The organism is Sphingobacterium populi (assembly GCF_001586775.1).
In the GTDB taxonomy this organism is placed as follows: Bacteria; Bacteroidota; Bacteroidia; order Sphingobacteriales; family Sphingobacteriaceae; genus Sphingobacterium; species Sphingobacterium populi.
This window is the reverse complement of record NZ_LQXS01000004.1, coordinates 244,410-262,372: the sequence shown is the minus strand read 5'-3', so window position 1 is coordinate 262,372 and position 17,963 is coordinate 244,410. Positions and strand designations below refer to the sequence as shown.

Annotated in this window: 16 protein-coding genes, 1 tRNA gene and 1 pseudogene; 13 read left to right on the top strand and 5 right to left on the bottom strand. The window is 39.0% G+C overall.

The genetic code is table 11. The annotated features are described in order from the left end of the window. Positions 1-300: 300 nt before the first annotated feature. The 4 genes from A0125_RS12040 (at position 301) to A0125_RS12025 (ending at position 3,137) form a co-directional block, all read left to right on the top strand. Positions 301-1,533, top strand: a complete 1,233-nt coding sequence (locus tag A0125_RS12040) for a site-specific integrase (protein ID WP_066756456.1) — start codon at positions 301-303, stop codon at positions 1,531-1,533. 69 nt (positions 1,534-1,602) lie between these two features. Beyond that, positions 1,603-1,917: a helix-turn-helix domain-containing protein gene (locus A0125_RS12035; protein ID WP_066756453.1), complete on the top strand. Its 315-nt coding sequence runs from the start codon at positions 1,603-1,605 to the stop codon at positions 1,915-1,917. A 2-nt stretch (positions 1,918-1,919) separates the two neighbouring features. Beyond that, entirely contained in the window at positions 1,920-2,825 is a 906-nt protein-coding gene (locus A0125_RS12030) for a hypothetical protein (protein ID WP_066756451.1), read from the top strand. A gap of 66 nt (positions 2,826-2,891) precedes the next feature. Continuing rightward, entirely contained in the window at positions 2,892-3,137 is a 246-nt protein-coding gene (locus tag A0125_RS12025) for a hypothetical protein (RefSeq protein WP_066756447.1), read from the top strand. Between the two features lie 132 nt (positions 3,138-3,269). On the opposite strand, the gene A0125_RS12020 is transcribed toward A0125_RS12025, so the two are convergent. Then, positions 3,270-3,503, bottom strand: coding sequence for a helix-turn-helix domain-containing protein (locus A0125_RS12020; protein WP_066756444.1), 234 nt, complete (start codon positions 3,501-3,503; stop codon positions 3,270-3,272). A gap of 77 nt (positions 3,504-3,580) precedes the next feature. On the opposite strand from A0125_RS12020, the gene A0125_RS15885 reads away from it, so the two are divergent. From A0125_RS15885 to A0125_RS12000, 4 genes are read left to right on the top strand one after another with little or no spacing between them, the layout of a single operon-like run. Continuing rightward, positions 3,581-4,258: an SH3 domain-containing protein gene (locus A0125_RS15885; protein ID WP_066756442.1), complete on the top strand. Its 678-nt coding sequence runs from the start codon at positions 3,581-3,583 to the stop codon at positions 4,256-4,258. Position 4,259: 1 nt separating this feature from the next. Beyond that, positions 4,260-4,616, top strand: coding sequence for a hypothetical protein (locus A0125_RS12010; RefSeq protein ID WP_066756440.1), 357 nt, complete (start codon positions 4,260-4,262; stop codon positions 4,614-4,616). A 58-nt stretch (positions 4,617-4,674) separates the two neighbouring features. Next, the gene (locus A0125_RS12005; protein ID WP_066756437.1) at positions 4,675-5,670 is read left to right on the top strand and encodes an agmatine deiminase family protein; all 996 of its coding nucleotides are present in this window, start codon (positions 4,675-4,677) and stop codon (positions 5,668-5,670) included. A gap of 22 nt (positions 5,671-5,692) precedes the next feature. Beyond that, complete coding sequence (locus A0125_RS12000; RefSeq protein WP_066756434.1) at positions 5,693-6,670, top strand: DUF4238 domain-containing protein; 978 nt, start codon at positions 5,693-5,695, stop codon at positions 6,668-6,670. 160 nt (positions 6,671-6,830) lie between these two features. Here A0125_RS12000 and A0125_RS11995 read toward each other — a convergent pair. Then, positions 6,831-6,902 (bottom strand) — tRNA-Arg (locus A0125_RS11995). Between the two features lie 212 nt (positions 6,903-7,114). Here A0125_RS11995 and A0125_RS11990 point away from each other — a divergent pair. The 5 genes and pseudogenes from A0125_RS11990 (at position 7,115) to A0125_RS11970 (ending at position 13,133) form a co-directional block, all read left to right on the top strand. Beyond that, positions 7,115-7,747 carry a peroxiredoxin gene (locus A0125_RS11990; protein ID WP_066756431.1) on the top strand — a complete coding sequence of 211 codons (633 nt, stop codon included), beginning with the start codon at positions 7,115-7,117 and terminating at the stop codon, positions 7,745-7,747. Between the two features lie 114 nt (positions 7,748-7,861). Then, positions 7,862-8,176 carry a thioredoxin family protein gene (locus A0125_RS11985; protein ID WP_066756428.1) on the top strand — a complete coding sequence of 105 codons (315 nt, stop codon included), beginning with the start codon at positions 7,862-7,864 and terminating at the stop codon, positions 8,174-8,176. Next, positions 8,157-8,414 (top strand): DUF6952 family protein, encoded by a 258-nt coding sequence (locus tag A0125_RS11980; RefSeq protein WP_066756425.1) that lies wholly within the window; start codon positions 8,157-8,159, stop codon positions 8,412-8,414. The genes A0125_RS11985 and A0125_RS11980 overlap by 20 nt, the downstream gene beginning before the upstream one ends. 244 nt (positions 8,415-8,658) lie before the next feature. Next, positions 8,659-11,328, top strand: a complete 2,670-nt coding sequence (locus A0125_RS11975) for a PIG-L family deacetylase (protein ID WP_066756423.1) — start codon at positions 8,659-8,661, stop codon at positions 11,326-11,328. Between the two features lie 105 nt (positions 11,329-11,433). Beyond that, positions 11,434-13,133 (top strand): annotated as a pseudogene (locus tag A0125_RS11970) (sodium:solute symporter). A 15-nt stretch (positions 13,134-13,148) separates the two neighbouring features. On the opposite strand, the gene A0125_RS11965 reads toward A0125_RS11970, so the two are convergent. The 3 genes from A0125_RS11965 to A0125_RS11955 form a co-directional block, all read right to left on the bottom strand. Then, positions 13,149-13,736: an LOG family protein gene (locus A0125_RS11965; RefSeq protein WP_066756420.1), complete on the bottom strand. Its 588-nt coding sequence runs from the start codon at positions 13,734-13,736 to the stop codon at positions 13,149-13,151. 95 nt (positions 13,737-13,831) lie between these two features. Next, positions 13,832-16,249, bottom strand: a complete 2,418-nt coding sequence (locus A0125_RS11960; RefSeq protein WP_066756417.1) for an outer membrane beta-barrel protein — start codon at positions 16,247-16,249, stop codon at positions 13,832-13,834. Between the two features lie 47 nt (positions 16,250-16,296). Further along, complete coding sequence (locus A0125_RS11955; protein ID WP_082785022.1) at positions 16,297-17,952, bottom strand: PspC domain-containing protein; 1,656 nt, start codon at positions 17,950-17,952, stop codon at positions 16,297-16,299. Positions 17,953-17,963 lie beyond the last annotated feature (11 nt).

Below are 17,963 nucleotides of genomic sequence, written 5' to 3'. Positions count from 1 at the left end.
ACCTTATCACAATAGAGCCCCTCTCCTTTCTCAATAGCATTGAATCATTCGATTACAATAATTCCTTTTTCACCTCTATCTCTCATTTACTTCTTTTATAATGGTGTAAACACCAATGAAGCTTTGAAATTAACTTATTAAATAAATACAATTTTATATAAATAACGACTATTTATAAAGAACAATTTTCACGACTAATTTTGAGATCTCATACAAGGTTATTATCATTGTAACGTATTGAAAAACAAATAAATATATAATTATTTATTATAAAATGTATTACAAATTAATAACTAAAAAATGGCTAAAGTAACACCAAAACTAGAGCAAAGGAAAGATCCTAAAACAGGGCAATTGCGGAGAAACGATGTTCTCATAATCTTAGATGTTGTATTTAACGCAAAAAGGCTATGGGTACAGACAGGCGTTAAAACAGATAGGGTTAATTGGGACTGTAAGAATAACAGAATCAAGTCTTCCGTTATCGATAGCGTAGAATCAAATGCTATCATTCAAAATAAAGCCAGGGAAGTTGAAAAGATAATTCTAGACGCTCAACTTAACAATACTGAATTATCAGTCGCATACATTCGGAATAGTCTTAACAAAATCAAAATAAGTATTAACAAGTCCTTCCATGAATTTTATGAAGAGTATCTAAGAAACCTTGAGATGAAGTGTGCGAAGAACACCTTAAAAAAGCACAGGACTTCGAGAGATCTACTCAACCAATTTTCCAAGTACTCTAAAATCCGCATACAATTTGAAGTTATTGATACGGAGTTCTATCAAAAATATGTTGATTTCCTTCTCAATCAAATGAAACACTCCAACGTCACTATTGCGAAATATACGCAGACCTTTAAGCAGTTTTTAAACTACTGCAGTGTTCGCGGATACAACAAGAACATGGTTTATAAGACTTTTACCTTCTCAGCTCGAGAACCAGAGATAATAGCCTTAAAAAAGGAAGAAATTATCGCAATCAAGAACTTAAACCTTGAATATAATAAAGCCTTAGATCAAGTTCGCGACTGTATGCTGTTTCTTTGCTTAACTGGTTTGAGATACTCTGATGCTTATAATTTGAAACGGAGCAACGTAGCGGACGGATTTCTCAAATACGTTTCTATAAAGACGAAAACTCCATCTAGCATCCCCTTGAATCCATCTGCTTTAAAGATAATCGCAAAATACAGCAACACCTTGTCTGATAAACTGTTGCCATTCATATCAAATCAAAAGATGAATGGACATCTAAAAGAGATCGGGATGCTTGCGGAATTGGATAGAGAAGTCATAAAAGTAAAATACTACGGATCTGAACGTAGAGAATTTCCTCGAAAACTATACGAAGTCCTGACGACACATATTGGAAGAAAGTCCTTTATCTCTTACCTCTTCAATCAAGGTATGGATTCAGAGCTTATTCGCTCCTTAAGTAATCATAAAAGTATATCATCATTTGCAAGATACAATAAGATCGAACCCAGCTTCCAAATGTCTCAATTAGTGGAGAAACTAGACCTCTAAAAAAATTTGATCATGTTGTTAACTATTAATTATATAAATAAATATTATAGAAATTTTAACTAAATTATTATGAACCAAAATATATCAGTTATTGAGGACTTCAAGGAAGTAACCCTAACAATCAAGTTTCCGATAGATGAAATGCTAAACACCTTATGTCGGATGTTTTACCATAAACTCAATGAATCCAATAAAGAAATTATGGAGGTCGTTAATGAGGCGGACGAAACGCTTTGTCGGCTTGCTGTATGCGAACTTTTAAATATATCGGAAACGACGATGACTAAGCGATTGAAGGACGGAAGCATTCCTTATTCTAGAGTTGGACGCAAGCTAGTATTTTCTAAAAAAGAGGTGTTGTCAGCTATTAAAAAGGAAATATAACTATGGATTACACGAACATGTTCCTTAAGAACTATACGAATTTAGAATTTGTGAGCCTGACCGACCGATTGAATCTAAAAATTGGTATAGATCAAGAAATTATAACGTTCTTTTATCAAAATCTGAAGTTCCAATATTTCCCAAACAGCAATTTATTAAGGATGAAAAATTCACTTCATAAGTTTTTTAACTCAATTGATGGTGATGGAAGTAAAAATAACTTAAATGATTTTACACTTTCGAATGCTAGATGCGTAGCGGAAATATTATCTGTGGTATATATAAATAGAGATATCGACGACTTCAACATTTCAGCGACATTTGAGTTCGGACTTAATGTTCAAGCTCCTACTACACCATTCTCCATAATTGAGAGGTATATGGCTTATCAAGTTCACAATTCGATAAATGACTTCACAACTTGCGAACCACGTAAGGGAAAGCCAATAATGCGTAAGTCACATTTATCTGATTATGACCTCAAGTTTTACGATAAGGGAAAAGCGAGCGATTTAGGAGGCTTGGATATATTACGCTATGAGGTTGTATTCAAGCAAATACGCAAGTTGAGATCGGTATTAGATGAACAGGATATAACCTTAACTACCATCTTGGAAGATCACAACTGGAAGAAACTTTGCGATTATATGATTGATGTATATAGAAACATAAAAAAGTCTCCTTTATTACTTGATGGCAGTTTAAACCTCATTGAGGTCATGAACCTACACATGTTTGGAAATAAAACTTTGAAGCAGGACCTAGCAAGACATTTATCCAAATCTCAATTTAACGCATTAATGAAAGCCTCTAAAGGGAATTATAATGAAGTCAGCGATTTAGAAGGCAATCTCCACAACGTTGTTGAGCGAAGAATTATTGAAAAATTAAACTATATATCAAGGTAAAAATACCGATTTCACCGTTCATCCGGATGGGTGAAACGAGAATTAATAACTTAAAAATAATTAAATATGAATATTGAATATAACAATGAATATATCGAAGAATGTGTAAATGATGTCCTAATTAAGAACAGAGTATATCTAAATAAAGAATTAAAAAGTAGTCGATCTAATTTTAATAAAATAATAGAGAAAGTAATTAAAATAATATTGCAAGAAAAAAAAGATGATGAGAGAATTTGTGAACCCGTACATCATTTAATGAAACAGAATGAATTATTAATAGCTGAATTTATAAAAAATGCGAAGGAGTAGAATTACATACGACCATATTAGCGACACGCCTTAATGTGCGGCACGTACGGCAGAATTCTTAAAAGATCGATAAAGATAGCGTCCGAAAAGAATTCTGCCGTATATAGTCTTTGTGACACATGAATTAGGCAGTTAGGCATCATTAAAAGAAAAAAGATCTTTTATGCTGATGTTGAAAGCTTGTGCAAAAAGATGGAGAGTAGTGACTGTTGGATTTCCTTCTCCTCTCTCTATCCTACCGACTTGAGATATCGGTATATCAATCAAATTGGCAAGTTCCTCCTGTGATAATTTTCGATCAGCGCGTAACTTGCTAAGATGCTTACCTAGGGCTTTATTAATTTCAACATTCTTACTTTTTACCACAATTGCAATGTGGCTTATTTTAAAATTTTGAATAAACGCATATATGCGCTATTTTTATAAATTATTCTTAACCTTTGATGAAAAAAATTCAAATACTTATATTATTCTCATTCTCTTTTGTGAGCTTTTCGTTTGCTAACCATTACAGAGTTACAAGTGAGAGAATTTCAATATATCATAAACCTAGTATCAGTGGGGAACTCGGATACCTTACAAAAGGATATGTTATAAAGCACTTGGAAAAATATGATGATAATTGGTCTTACGTTAGTGAAGATATAGTTCAGGGGTATATCAGTAATAACGGAATAGAAGAGATTCAACCTACTGAAGGTCAGCAACCCCAATATAGTAGCTTTATCCTCATTGCTTTATCTATTGCTTGCGCAGTATGGATATTAAGGCTACTATATGCAAGTGATCAGGGAAAAGAAATACAAAATCACAATGATTATATTGTGGAAAATAATACAAGATTCATATATAAATCAAAGAGTATAACAATTGCAATTATATTAACAACGCTATTCGGGCCTTTTGGAATGCTTTACTCGACATTAAGGGGAGCGATAACAATGATCTTATTACCGATCATATTAATAATCGCTACGGTTTTTGCCTTTGGTTTTGATAATGCATTTTTAAAAATAGTTCTAGCATCTAGTTCCATAATATTTTTTATTCTGTACTGGTTTATTTGTGTCATTTGGGGTGCTGTTGCGGCTTCAAATTCAATTAAGATTAAAAGAATGTAACATGAAGTGTATATCTTTTATTTTACTGATCCTTTTATTGAGCTGTTGCCAACAAATTGATAAATACAAAGAGGATAAAGCGATTCAGTTTGTTCAAGAAGCAAAATTTGGACAGCATAATCTTGCGAAATTTGGTCTTATTGGACTTTTTATTAATCCCAATTATACAAATTTAGACATGGCAAATTTGATCGCCGATCAAGACTCTGGCAATGATTATAAGTGGATTGCAAAAAAATCTAATGACAACAACAGCTATGACGTTTGCTTTTGTGAAATCGTAACTTCTAAGGGGCTAACTTGGAATGTAAATTTAGAAAGTAGAATAACCAAATTTACTTCAATATTAAAAAAGTAAATTTTGTCTTCGCGAAAGCCCTTCATACGTTCGCAAAATTAGGATAAAACTTTTATGTATGCATTGCGATTTCGATAAGGTAAACAATATAATTCTAGCATATCCAAGATCATTCAAAAACGACTTCAACAAGGTCTCTACAGTCATTGAAGAACTTATTTGTAAAATACCAAAAGAGATAAATATTCAATTGATCTTATCTTCAGATAAGGATTTGGATTTTATACATCAAAGAATAGACACTGACAGAAAGATTGAAACAATTATTATTAAAGATTGGGATGAAATTTGGCTAAGGGATTGCTTAGGCTTTATCAATGGTAATAAATTGGTAAAGCCTATTTACTTTCCAATGTATTGCGATTATCGGTATAGATGGAACTACTTCAAGAAAATAAATGTGCTGTCAAAGGAAGTTATAACCACATTGATGGGTAATGCTATAATTGATATTCCATTGATATGGGATGGTGGAAATTTAGTTAGCAATGGGGAGTATGGGCTATTAACATCCAAGGTTATTGAAGATAATCCAACATTTAATCGCTACTACATTGAAAGAATTATTGAAGATTATCTCGAAGTGAAACCTATGATTATACCACGCCAAAAAGATGATGTAATTGGGCATGTAGATGGGTATGCGTCATTTATTAACAAGAAAACATTAGCAATAAGTAAATATCCCAATATGCGGTTTATTCAAGAAGACAATGTCTATTTGGAAGAGTTCGTCTCTCAAGCTCAAAATCGTGGACTAAAAACAATACGGGTTTTTGACAGACCAGTAGATCAAAGCATTAGATGTAACTGTAAAAAGAAAAAAAGAAGCGGTTGCTATTCAGTATCGAAAGGGATATACATTAATAATTTAATACTGAATGATACTGTTATACTTCCCCAATATAGTTTGCCCACTAAAAGAGAAACAATTTTCTATAACCAAGCTAACAAGGAAATCTACGAGCAGGCAGGATATAAGGTTGAATCTGTCAATTGTGATCTGCTATCTCAATTTGGCGGTTCATTGCATTGCTTAAGCTTTGTATATTAGCTATTATGAAAATTAAACATACATGAACAAGTTTCTACTCGAATTCGAAAGGTTCACTAATGGTATACATAAACGCCTGGAAAAAAGGGAATACGACCAAAAAGCAGAATTTGATTTAGAAGATGAGCTTAAAAGAAGTTCTAAAAAGCATCATTATATTCCACGCTACTTTATAAATGGATTTACTGATAATGAAAATCTACTGTATATCTATGACAAACAAAGAGATGCAATTAAAAAAAATAAAATAGGTAGCGGAGGGATTTTTTACGAAGAGTATAGAAATAGCTTAGATTTAGGTAATAATAAATATATATCGATCTTCGAAGACATGTATTGCTTTTTTGACAATGAACTACCATCTGTTATAAAATTATTGAGATCAAATGTTGACTCATTTGATTATAAAACTGGAAGTGAAATAATAGCTTACATGAACATATTTATTCTTGATTTATTTTTAAGAAATAAAAATAATGATGCATTTTTCGACCAAGTCTTTGAAACAAGTACATTTGAATTCAGAAATAATGATTTAAATCAATACCACAAGGAGTTTAAGGAGATGTCTGGTATCAAAAAGTTGTTTCGATTAAAATTATTCACTACTTATTTAAACGAGATATTCAAGTATGATCCTAGACAAATTACAAACACTAAAGTCTTATCATTCGAAAGGGATCAAATCTGTATTGGCGATCAACCAATGCTATTTTTGAGTAATTCAGGAACACCGCATGACTTGTTTCATTCGCCACTAATTCTCCCAATTTCAAAATCCAAAATTTATTTAAGGAATGTATCAAGAAACATAAAATATGGTTATGAACAAACATCTGCTATAAATGGATTGATAATTGACCAATCATCTAATATCATAGCATGCTCTAATAGAGTGACCTTAGAAGACGGAATTAAGGCCTATAAATTCATGAAAAATAACTCAGAAGTTAGTGATTTGGTAAAATTGGGATTATTTAGTGATTTTAAAACTAGTTAGAGAAGAATTTCAACAATCTAAAATCACGAGAAAAAGCTTTAAATTCTCTATCTCCTATAACCTATTACGAATTATAACCACAAGATGTATGAGAATTTGTATGAGATCTTTTCGAGATCGCGCTCAAACCGAAGTAAATCGCGATTCTTCGAAAAATTTGTAGCCCCGAGCAGAATCGAACTGCTATCTAATGTTTAGGAAACACCTATTCTATCCGTTGAACTACGGGGCCAGTAGGCATTACAAAGATTTGAAAAATTAAGCCTATAAGCAAGTCAAACCGTCAATAAGTTATTTTAACTCACGATATCACTGCATTCAATGCTATTGTTTGCTAATTATAGATTATGTTGATATGTTATTGATAATTTCGATGGTGAAAGACTCCGATTTATGCCTACTTTTGTACATCGAAATTAAAACGAAAAAATTAATATTTTAACTATGAGCTTTACAGGCAAAAACTTCCCTAACATTACCGTAGACGCAATCGATTACATGGGAGATTATATCTCTTTGAATATTTTTGAAAAAGCACAGCAAGAGAACAAAAAAATTCTTTTATTCTGGTATCCAAAAGATTTCACTTTCGTATGCCCTACTGAATTGCATGCTTTTCAAGCGGAGGTTGCCGAGTTAGAAAAACGTAATACCATCGTGATTGGCGCATCTTGCGACTCCAACGAGGTGCACTTCGCTTGGTTGAATACTGCAAAAGACAATGGCGGCATCGAAGGTGTGGAGTATCCAATCATTGCAGATACTAACCGCAACTTATCAAGCGTATTAGGCATCTTAGAGATGAAAGAAGTGGAGCACCCAGAATACGGCACCTTAGTTGAAGGATCTGCTGTAACCTACCGTGCAACTTATCTGATCGACGAGACTGGTAAAGTATTCCACGAGTCAGTAAATGATATGCCTTTAGGTCGTAACGTGAAAGAATACATCCGCCTAATTGATGCATACACACACGTACAAAAACACGGTGAAGTATGCCCGGCAAACTGGGAAGAAGGAAAAGAAGCCATGAGCGCGACTCGCGATGGCGTTGCTTCTTACCTAGCAAGTAACTAAATAACAAAGCCCGCATTCGGCCTTTGAGTAGATTTTTCGGGCTGACTAGAAAGCGTTTCTGCAACAGTGACATTTTTAGTTGGCCCTTATTGTACACCATTAAGTGATAAAAGTATGTTACAAGAATTAGATACAGATAACCTGCAGGAGATCGTAAACAACCATGATACCGTCTTGGTTCAATTCTCTGCCTCTTGGTGTGGCAATTGCCGCATCATGAAACCAAAGTTCAAAAAACTATCTGGTGAGAATGAAAATGTGGCATTTGTGATCGTTGATGCAGAAAAGTTTCCGGAGTCAAGAAAACTGGCTAATGTAGACAACCTGCCGACTTTTGCTGCTTTTAGCGATGGTAAGTTGGTAAATCAAGTACAAACAAACAAGATTGATGGCCTAGTAGATTTATTACATGAAGTTACCAGTAATTAAGCACCTGACCAATTTCATCGCCGAGAATGATGTAGATTTCGTCTTGGAGACCATCGAAACGTTGGAATCACTGACAGAGGTATCTACGCTGAAAGACGAAGAATTAGATGTTATTGGTGAGTTGATCTCCAATATGTATGGCGCAGTAGAAGTAAATAAATTGATCAAAGAAGGTCAAGCTCCTAAAGACGCGATCAATTCATTCATGCAGCGTGTGATGGGTTCAATAGATCGTTAGTCCAGTTTTCCACAAATAACTGTGCATAACTAATTTTTTGTGGAAAAGTTTTTTCGCAGTATTTGCGTATAAATAACACATAATATCCTACTTTTATAGAAATGAAATTAATGCCTGATCCCGCTTTCATTCTATTATGCAAGAAGTATCAGGTTTAGTATCAAGGGTTTTAAAAGGATTTTTAATTGTTGGTAAAAGGAATCAAATAGCTATTTGATTCCTTTTATTGTTAATACACTTATTCATGCTGCGCACGTTTCTTGCCTTTCTACTGTTCATAATATGTGGCACTATTTTCAGCCAGACTATTACACCAAAAAATACGGCTCAGATCAAATCAGGATTAGAGAAACTAAATGTGTTAGGCTCGGTGCTCTATTTTGCGGCACATCCCGACGATGAAAACACCAAACTAATCGCTTGGCTAGCCAACGAAAAGAAATACCAAACGGCTTATCTATCCTTAACCAGAGGAGATGGCGGCCAAAACTTGATCGGGACAGAAATGGGTATCGAGCTCGGTCTGATTCGTACACAGGAGCTGTTGGCCGCTCGCCGTATTGATGGCGGGAACCAATATTTTAGCTCTGCTTATGATTTTGGATTTTCTAAAACGCACGAGGAAACATTTGATTTTTGGAATAAAGAGGAAACGCTGCGCGAAAGTGTATGGCTGATTCGCAAGCTTCGCCCAGATGTCATCATCATGCGTTTTCCGCCAGATCCTCGAGGCGGTCACGGTCACCATCAAGCATCTGCCATTCTTGCTCATGAAGCGTTCATTGCGGCAGCAGATCCTACTCGTTTTCCAGAACAGCTTGAAGCGTTGGAAGTGTGGCAAGCCAAACGCCTACTGTGGAATACAGCTAACTTTGGCGGACAAAACAACACTTCTGAAGATCAATTAAAAGTTCAAACCGGCGAATTCAATCCGTTACTGGGCGCTTCGTACGGCGAGATCTCTGCCCGCAGCCGCTCGCAGCACAAAAGCCAAGGCTTTGGCTCGGCATCCACGCGCGGCCAGAGCGTGGAGTATTTCGAACATGTAGCTGGAGCCCAAGCAAAGGAAACATTAATGGAAGGCGTAACCACAGATTGGTCGCGTGTGGCGAATGCTGGGTCGATCGGGCAGCAGATTGCCGATTTAAACAAGCACTTTGATATCAACGCACCACAGGCATCGCTGCCTGCATTGATTGCCGTGCACAAAAGCGTGCAAAAAATAGCAGACAAGCACTGGCGCACCACAAAAACGCAAGAAATTGAAGAACTAATCTTGGCATGTGCTGGCTTTCATTTCGATAATTATACCGTAAAACCAGTCGGTATCGTAGGCGAATTTGTAGACGTATTTCAAGAAATTATTGTGCGAAACCCAAATGTCACTGCCAGCATAGAGCGTATTGGCACGCAATCCATTCGCCAAGCGCTAAAAAATAACGTTGCCTTTCGCCATCAGTATCAAATTACACCGTCGGCTATTACGCAACCTTACTGGCTACGTAAACCTTACACGCTAGGCAAATTTGATGTGGAAGAGGCCGATTTCGGTGCAGCCGAAAGTAGCGATCGCCCACAAACGGAGATCGTGATTACGATTGACGGACTGCCTATCACGATCCAGCAGCCGATCAGACATCGTTTTGTTGATCCTGTTCGTGGCGAAATCCACAATCCGCTGCATATCCTTCCCAAGATAACGGCATCGGCAGCGCAGAGCGCGATACTATTGACCGATACAGCGCAACCGCAGAAAATACAAGTCACCTTTACAAGAAATGGTGGTGACGATCATACGAAGATCACGGCCAACGCACCTCCGGGCTTTCAAATATCGCCATCTACAACTGTATTAGAATTTGGCAAGGCCAGATCGGTCACGCAATCCTTTGATGTAATAGCTGCTAGCGGAAGATCCGCAAGTCCTTCCGATGCGAGGGCAAAAGAAATTAGCTTTGCGGTAGGAAAAGATACGATACGCCAGTATCGACTGATCGAATACAATCATATTCCTTCGCAAGCTTGGTTTCCTAAACTAACAATCAAAGCCGAAAAAGTAGATTTGAATGTCCCGGTGAAACGCGTAGCGTATGTAACTGGCGCTGGCGATCGTGTTCCCGAATCCCTGAGAGCAGTAGGCATAGTTGTCGATGTCATTCGCCCGGCAGAAATTTCTACGGTAAGTGCCGCGCAATACGATGCATTGATTGTGGGAATACGTGCTTATAATGTGCATGGAGATCTCACACAATACACACCGGCACTATTGCGCTATGCAGAGGCAGGCGGAACGGTGTTGATACAATATCAAGTTAGTGGCGGCGTAGTCGGAGCGGATATCGGCCCATTTCCTATCGCAGTTACACGCACACGCGTCACGGAAGAAGATGCCACGGTGAAATTCCTCTTACCCGACGACCCTTCCTTGCAAAAACCCAACAAAATTAGTGACATGGATTTTGCGAATTGGGTGCAAGAGCGTGGCTTGTATTTCGTAGAAGGTAGTGAAGATATGTATCGCAAACCGCTATCTATGCACGACAAAAACGAAGCGGCACACGATGGCTCATTACTGATCGCTCGACATGGAAAAGGTAAATTTGTATACACATCTCTGGCATTTTATGCAATTGCCTGCCGGAGTTCCGGGAGCTTACAGATTATTTGTAAATTTACTGGCGAAAGAAGAAGAATAACTCGCTATACAACGTACAATATCAACATGGAAAATACGAAAAACGAAAAAACAACCTTGCACAATTCTCTTTACTTAATCGGTGCCGTTATGGGCGCTATTATTGCTTTTGCATCGTCTGGAGCTCCTTTGAGCCTGGTTACAGGTGCGATCGGTGGATTGATCTTTGCGAGCATCTTTGTCAAATTTGTCATCCCGCACAAACCTAGTGATCGATAAGGGCCTACCTTCCTTTATTGGTAGTTGGCGTCGATTTTATTGGCTCGTGTGTATCTGGCTCATGATCAATATCGCATTGATGTACTGGTTTACCATCTATTTTGAATGAGTGCTCTCGATTGGATAGTGCTCATTCTTACGTTGCTGGGTATTGTAGCGTACGGAATCTACAAAAGTAGAAATGTTCAGAACATTGACGGCTACATGCTGGGCGATCGCGAATTGCGTGGTACAATGTAGGTTTCTCGGTAATGGCCACTCAGGCCAGCGCGATTACATTTCTGTCGGCTCCTGGCTTGGCGTATAGCTCGGGCATGAGCTTTGTACAATTTTATTTTGGCTTACCACTGGCCATGATCGTGCTGTGTGTCACGTTTGTTCCGATATTTCACCGGCTCAAGGTTTATACCGCATACGAATTTCTCGAGAAGCGCTTTGATGTGAATACACGTGTGCTTACCGCGTTGTTATTTCTTGTCCAGCGCGGCATTTCTACGGGCATTACAATCTTTGCTCCTGCAGTAATCTTATCAACCATTTTTGAGATTGATCTTACGCTAACCACATTGGGTATCGGTATTATGGTGATCTCGTACACCGTATACGGCGGCACTAAAGCTGTATCGTACACGCAGCTACTGCAAATGTCCATTATTTTTGGTGGTTTGCTACTTGCAGGAGTTTTGGTGGTGCATTTCTTGCCAGAAGAAATTGGCTTTGCCGAGGCACTGCATATTGCCGGCAAATCTGGCAAAACGAATGCGATCGACTTCAGCTTTGATCTCGACAACCAATACACCGTATGGACCGGATTGATTGGGGGATTCTTCTTGCAACTCTCTTATTTTGGTACAGATCAAAGTCAGGTCGGCCGTTATCTGACTGGATCTTCGATCCGCGAAAGCCGCATGGGGCTGCTAATGAATGGCGTTTTGAAAATACCGATGCAATTCTGTATTCTGTTGATTGGCGTTTTGGTATTTGCCTATTATCAGTATAACACGCCGCCTTTATTCTTCAACCAGGCTGAAGCCAAGAAACTGGAGAACAGTAGCTATTCTGCGGAATACCAATCCTTGATCACACAACACGAGCAAACAAAAGCCGCTAAGGCTGCTGATGTAGAAGGACTAGTAAAAGCGATGAAAGCGGGTGATATGAGGGCGGAAGAAGACTTTACTGCAGCGCTGGCTATACACAATCAATCGACCGATTCGCTTCGCGCACAAATGATCGATTTGCTACAGCAAAATGATGCCGCAGCAGACACCAATGACAATAACTACGTATTCTTATCTTTCGTCAGCGACGTATTTCCAAAAGGCCTTGTTGGATTGCTGATTGCCATTATCTTTTTAGCTTCGATGGGCGCTACGGCAAGTGCCATTAACTCTCTGTCCTCAACTACGGTAATCGATATCATCAAGCGATTTGTCCGCAAAACAGGCGATGATAAAACCTATCTGCGTATATCTAGATTCACGACGCTATTTTGGGGAATTTTCACGGTGATTATTGCCCTATACGCCAATCGAGTGGGTAATCTCCTCGAAGCGGTAAACATCCTCGGCTCGCTATTCTACGGCACGATTTTAGGCATCTTTCTAGTGGCCTTTTACCTCAAAAATATTGGCGGAAAAGCGGTCTTCATCGCGGCTCTACTTACAGAAGTACTAGTGATTGTTATTTGGAGACAAGATATCATCGCATTTCTATGGCTCAATTTAATTGGCTGTATCGGTGTGATTTTATTTGGCTACATCACCCAACTCTTCTTACCGGCACACAAAAATGTCGCGCAGTAGCTGATATACCCTTCTTTAAATATCATCTTTTTCTAACCATTTTGGTACGTTAGGTGCTTCGTAGTGTTGCATTTTGTGCAGCAGATCAGCAATATTATCCGACACGAGCAACATTTCTCGATTCTCTGGCTTTAGCAATCCTGCTATAACCATTTGCTCGATAAATGTGATCAGATGATCGTAAAAGCCATTTACATTCAGTATAGCGACCGGCTTACTGTGCAAACCAAGCTGTGCCCAAGTAATCATTTCGAAAAGCTCTTCTAAGGTGCCAAATCCGCCCGGCAAAGCGATGACGCCATCACACAGTGTGCTCATCTTCATCTTACGCTCATACATGGTCTCGACCACGATAAGCTCTGTAACACCGTGATGGCTAATCTCTTTGGCGTCGAGAAACTCGGGAATTACGCCAATCACTTTACCCTTCGCAGCCAATGCAGCATCGGCAACGGCACCCATAAGCCCAACTTTACCACCACCGTATACTAGAGTTATATTTTCTTTCGCCAAATACGCGCCAACCTGACGCGCACTCTCCGCCCACACCGCATCAAAACCAGGACTAGATGCACAAAAAACCGCAACACTTGTTATCTTCATAACTCAAATATAGATCTTTTTGGAAAGCCTCAAAAACAAAGAAGTCCTCCTTTATGAAGAGGGAGGATTTCTATTGTTTATAAGATACATTATGCCTATTGTGCGCGATCTCTTTCGTCGTTTCCTCCATCCGATTTGCGGATATTCTGTTTCAGATTTCCGAAGCGGAATGTGTACGTTAAACGTACCGTCTGCGTATCATTATATTGGCGGATATCGGCAAGGAAGGCGCCAAAGTTAGTGCTAATATTATTTCTGCTGGTACGAAAAATATCTGTGGCAGCCAGCTTAAGCGTGCTGCGAGGATCTTTGAAGGTATAGTTGACGCCTACATCCAAATTCCAACGACTATGAATTTTGTAGATATTGTACACAAATGGAGATGTATAGGCCAATGATGTTTCTGCCGATAACGACTTATTGATCTTAAAATTGTTCATATTATTTAGCTGAAACATAAAACCACCTTGATCTACAAATGATCCGGCAATAGGCCCTTTGAAATACATGTGTACCAACGTCATATTGTTATTGATGCTCCAAAAATTGCCCACCTTATATGGCGTATTGATATTCAAGTAGCTATTTACCTGGCGGCCAAGATTCTCTCGGATTACCCAAGATTGTTTCGTTTCTTCATCCTGCCCCATACTTTCGGTAATGGCATCGTTGGTAATATCACTACCCAAGGTGAAATTAAACATTTTCATCCACGTATAGTTCAAGGAGAAGCCATGCGTATATTGCGGCTGCAAGTAAGGGTTACCTCGCATGAAGGTGAAACGATCTATAAAGTATTCGAACGGATTAAGGAATCGGTAGTTTGGTCTAGAGATCTTCTTCGCATAGCTTAGAGAGATAATATTATTCTCGTTTAGCGTGCGTGTAACACTGGCAGATGGAAAAAGGTCAAAATAACGACGCTTCACATTGCTTTCCATGGTGCGAGATTCACCATTAGACATGGTCAATTCACCTCTAAGACCAGCTTTGATCGACCATTTGTTGATCTCTCTGCTATAATCTGCGTAGGCTGCAGCAACTTGTTCGGTATAAATAAAGTGATTCGGACGGCCGGCGTATTCCTGCCATACGCCATCTACACGATGTTCAAACTGCATATTGTTGTCCGAGCGCACATTACTATATTTTAATCCGGTTTCAAACTTATCTTGATTCTTAAACGGCTTGCTATAATCCACTCGCCCTACATAAATGTCAATATCTACTGGCATGGCGCTACGCTCAAACTCTGGATCATATAATAATGATCCTTGCGCATCGCTCATCAAATATTCATAGTTGATGGTATTGGTATTTCTAAAACGAGTCAAATCAGCATCCACGACCAGCTTTCCGCCAGAAGTATCTGTCAAAAAGGTATTGTTTAGGTTTAAGGAATAGCGATTAAATCCGGCACGCCCATAGGTATTAGAATTTAGCATAGAATCGATCGGTCCACTAGGGCGGCTCATCTCCGTGAAGCTGACGTTGTCCTCTGTTTCTCGCGAATTATTTGCAGAAAACTGCGCAAGTAAAGTGTTGCGTTCGGAGGTTTTTTGTTCAATACCAAATCGATAGGTATGTGCCTTGTCCGTCTGATATAAATCGGATGTTTGGTCGAATGCCGTTGGCTCTTCTAGCCCTACAATTCGGTAAATATCTAAATCAAATCGACGCTTATTGTGTAGGTAGGAATATGTACCGAATAAGGTAGTATTGTTTTTCTTGTAGTTCAAACTAGCTGAAGTATTTCCTCGGGCATAATTACCTTGCGCCAAACTTCCGATCAACGTACCATTGAAACCTTCGATCTTATTCTTTTTCAGCACAATGTTGATACTACCGGAAGAACCTTCGGCGTCATCCTTAGCACTACGGGTAGTCGCTACTTCGATATTTTTAATTTGCCCGCCATCCACTGATTTTAGAAATGAAGCCAACTGATCGCCAGTCATAAAAGTTTGTCGCCCGTCGATTGTCACGTTGATCCCCTCACGGCCCATCAAAAGAATATTTTCGTCTTTGTCGATGGTCACGCCAGGTGCACGTTGCAATACTTCTAGCGCGTTGTTTCCTGCTGCCAAAGTTGAATTCTCCACATCCATTATCAGTTTTCCATTACTACTTCTGATTAATGGCTGTTGGCCTGTCACAGCGACCGCTTCGATCGTTTGGCTTTCAGTCGTTAAGATAAAGGATGGCATTTCTACTGGCTTTCCCGCAAATTCAAAAGGTGCAGATTGTGCAGAAGCGTAGCCGATAGATCCTACTTCCAAATAATAGTTGCCATTCGGTACGTGGCTAATCTTAAAATGACCCTGAGCGTCTGTCAGCGCACTTTTTAGCAAAACTTTGGAATTGGTGGTCATCAGATAAACTGTTGCTCCCTCCAGCGCTTCCTCCGCCTCATTGAGCACCGCTCCTTGTATATGTATAGTTGTTTGTTGGGCAAATGCTTGATTCAATAGCGCAATAAGCGTACATGCCACTATAAATAGTATTCTAATCATTGGTGTTAGTATGTATAAATTGTATATTTCTATGCGTTAGACGCCAGCTAGGACTCGGATGTTACACCTTCTTCCTCATTTTTTTCATCTTTTTGCTCTTCGGGATTTGCGGTAGCACATTTCAAACCATTTTTAGTCATGATCCATTCGGTAGATTTGTGATTAATTCCCGGATAACAATCGTGTATCCACACGCTATTGCGCACTTTATAGTCCATATTATTCATAATGGTAACAGATGTGCCCACCGGCAAAAATACCTTCACGTCAATACGCTGATCGCGATAAACTTTTTTGTCGGTACTGAATAGAAAATGGCTGTCAAAAATCAAATTTCGGCCATCTTGCTTTACTTTGTACGCAATGTCGGAGGCATTATCCGAAGCCTGCTTGAAGGTGCGCCCTTTCGCTGTATAATTATATTGAATGAATGGCTTTTCTAAGGAATCAATGCTTTCGATCGTGATTGCTAGATCGTCACGCAAGCTGTAGCCTTCATCTATAGCTTTTATACGCCCTTTGCTGCGGTCTTCGTCCGAAGCATCAATCACACGTACATCACGCTCGGACAGTACAAAGCTTGTTGCTGGCTGGAGTGGTTTTTCGACTTTGATGGTACTTGTCTCTCTAAAATCGTGAGACGTGGATATGCTAAAGTAAATGACTGCAATAATAGACAGACACCACATGGTGAGTAGCGTGAGCGAGGCATAGTTATTCATCTTCGGCGCATTGAATAGCACGCGCAACAGAAGGTAGAATAAAGACATAAAAGGAATTGAAATCGCCAAAAAACCGGCCATTAGTGCAAAATATGCCTCTCTTGTCTCCATATTCAACAGCGGTGGAAACATGATGTCAGTATGAAAACCTGATAGATTTAACCAGCTAAATACGAATACGATAAAGAAACCGATCAGCGATATGCTAATAATAGACAATGCAAAAACACCTAAAATACGACCTATGACTCGAAGAATACGGCCGATCACACTTTCGACAGTGTGCTTGGCGCGCCCACCTGTATCGCGAGAATTAAGTGCTGGAAACTCATCTATCTCCTTCTCAAAGGATTTCTTAAAATTCTCTAAATTAGGCGCTTCTCCGCGCATCGCCATGCGATCTGCCCGACTACTGGCTAATGGCATTACCATCCAAAGTACGACATATAGCATAGCACCCGAACCAGCAAATAAGAAGAAAGCGAGGAAGATCACACGAACCCATTTCGACTCTATCCCGAAATAGTGACCCAATCCGCTAGCGACTCCGCCCAGCATTTTGTCGTCGGGATCACGCATCAATTTTTTAGCAAAATAAGAGGCATTCGCAGCAGAGATTTTTGGTTCAGCAGCTTGATCGACATGTTCGCTCGACGCTTTTTCTGCGGAATAATCGATCGGATCCTTCGTCGTCGTTGATTCATCTTCCAAAATACCTGCTTCAAAATCGCTCACGCGACCCATTTGTGCAATGACCTGATTGACATCGACAATACCAATCACTTCTTTCTTGCCAGAATGAATGCGTTCAGAAAACATTTCCGCAATGCGATTCTCAATATCTTCTAATATTTCTTTGCTATCTTCCGATCGGCCAAAGTGCCTTTTGATATCGATCATGTAAGAGCGAAGTATTTCATAGGCATCCTCCTCGATGTGGAAAACGATGCTGTTTATGTTAATGATTATAGTCTTATTCATGGTTTTAGGGT

What these genes read in the sequence shown, in the direction of transcription:
- A0125_RS11965 (WP_066756420.1), bottom strand. Translation starts at nt 13,736, where the DNA reads ATGAAGATAACAAGTGTTGCGGTTTTTTGTGCATCTAGTCCTGGTTTT.
- A0125_RS11955 (WP_082785022.1), bottom strand. Translation starts at nt 17,952, where the DNA reads ATGAATAAGACTATAATCATTAACATAAACAGCATCGTTTTCCACATC.
- A0125_RS12030 (WP_066756451.1), top strand. Translation starts at nt 1,920, where the DNA reads ATGGATTACACGAACATGTTCCTTAAGAACTATACGAATTTAGAATTT.
- A0125_RS12005 (WP_066756437.1), top strand. Translation starts at nt 4,675, where the DNA reads ATGCATTGCGATTTCGATAAGGTAAACAATATAATTCTAGCATATCCA.
- A0125_RS11960 (WP_066756417.1), bottom strand. Translation starts at nt 16,249, where the DNA reads ATGATTAGAATACTATTTATAGTGGCATGTACGCTTATTGCGCTATTG.
- A0125_RS15885 (WP_066756442.1), top strand. Translation starts at nt 3,581, where the DNA reads ATGAAAAAAATTCAAATACTTATATTATTCTCATTCTCTTTTGTGAGC.
- A0125_RS11980 (WP_066756425.1), top strand. Translation starts at nt 8,157, where the DNA reads ATGAAGTTACCAGTAATTAAGCACCTGACCAATTTCATCGCCGAGAAT.
- A0125_RS11990 (WP_066756431.1), top strand. Translation starts at nt 7,115, where the DNA reads ATGAGCTTTACAGGCAAAAACTTCCCTAACATTACCGTAGACGCAATC.
- A0125_RS12000 (WP_066756434.1), top strand. Translation starts at nt 5,693, where the DNA reads ATGAACAAGTTTCTACTCGAATTCGAAAGGTTCACTAATGGTATACAT.
- A0125_RS12035 (WP_066756453.1), top strand. Translation starts at nt 1,603, where the DNA reads ATGAACCAAAATATATCAGTTATTGAGGACTTCAAGGAAGTAACCCTA.
- A0125_RS12025 (WP_066756447.1), top strand. Translation starts at nt 2,892, where the DNA reads ATGAATATTGAATATAACAATGAATATATCGAAGAATGTGTAAATGAT.
- A0125_RS12040 (WP_066756456.1), top strand. Translation starts at nt 301, where the DNA reads ATGGCTAAAGTAACACCAAAACTAGAGCAAAGGAAAGATCCTAAAACA.
- A0125_RS11975 (WP_066756423.1), top strand. Translation starts at nt 8,659, where the DNA reads ATGCTGCGCACGTTTCTTGCCTTTCTACTGTTCATAATATGTGGCACT.
- A0125_RS11985 (WP_066756428.1), top strand. Translation starts at nt 7,862, where the DNA reads ATGTTACAAGAATTAGATACAGATAACCTGCAGGAGATCGTAAACAAC.
- A0125_RS12010 (WP_066756440.1), top strand. Translation starts at nt 4,260, where the DNA reads ATGAAGTGTATATCTTTTATTTTACTGATCCTTTTATTGAGCTGTTGC.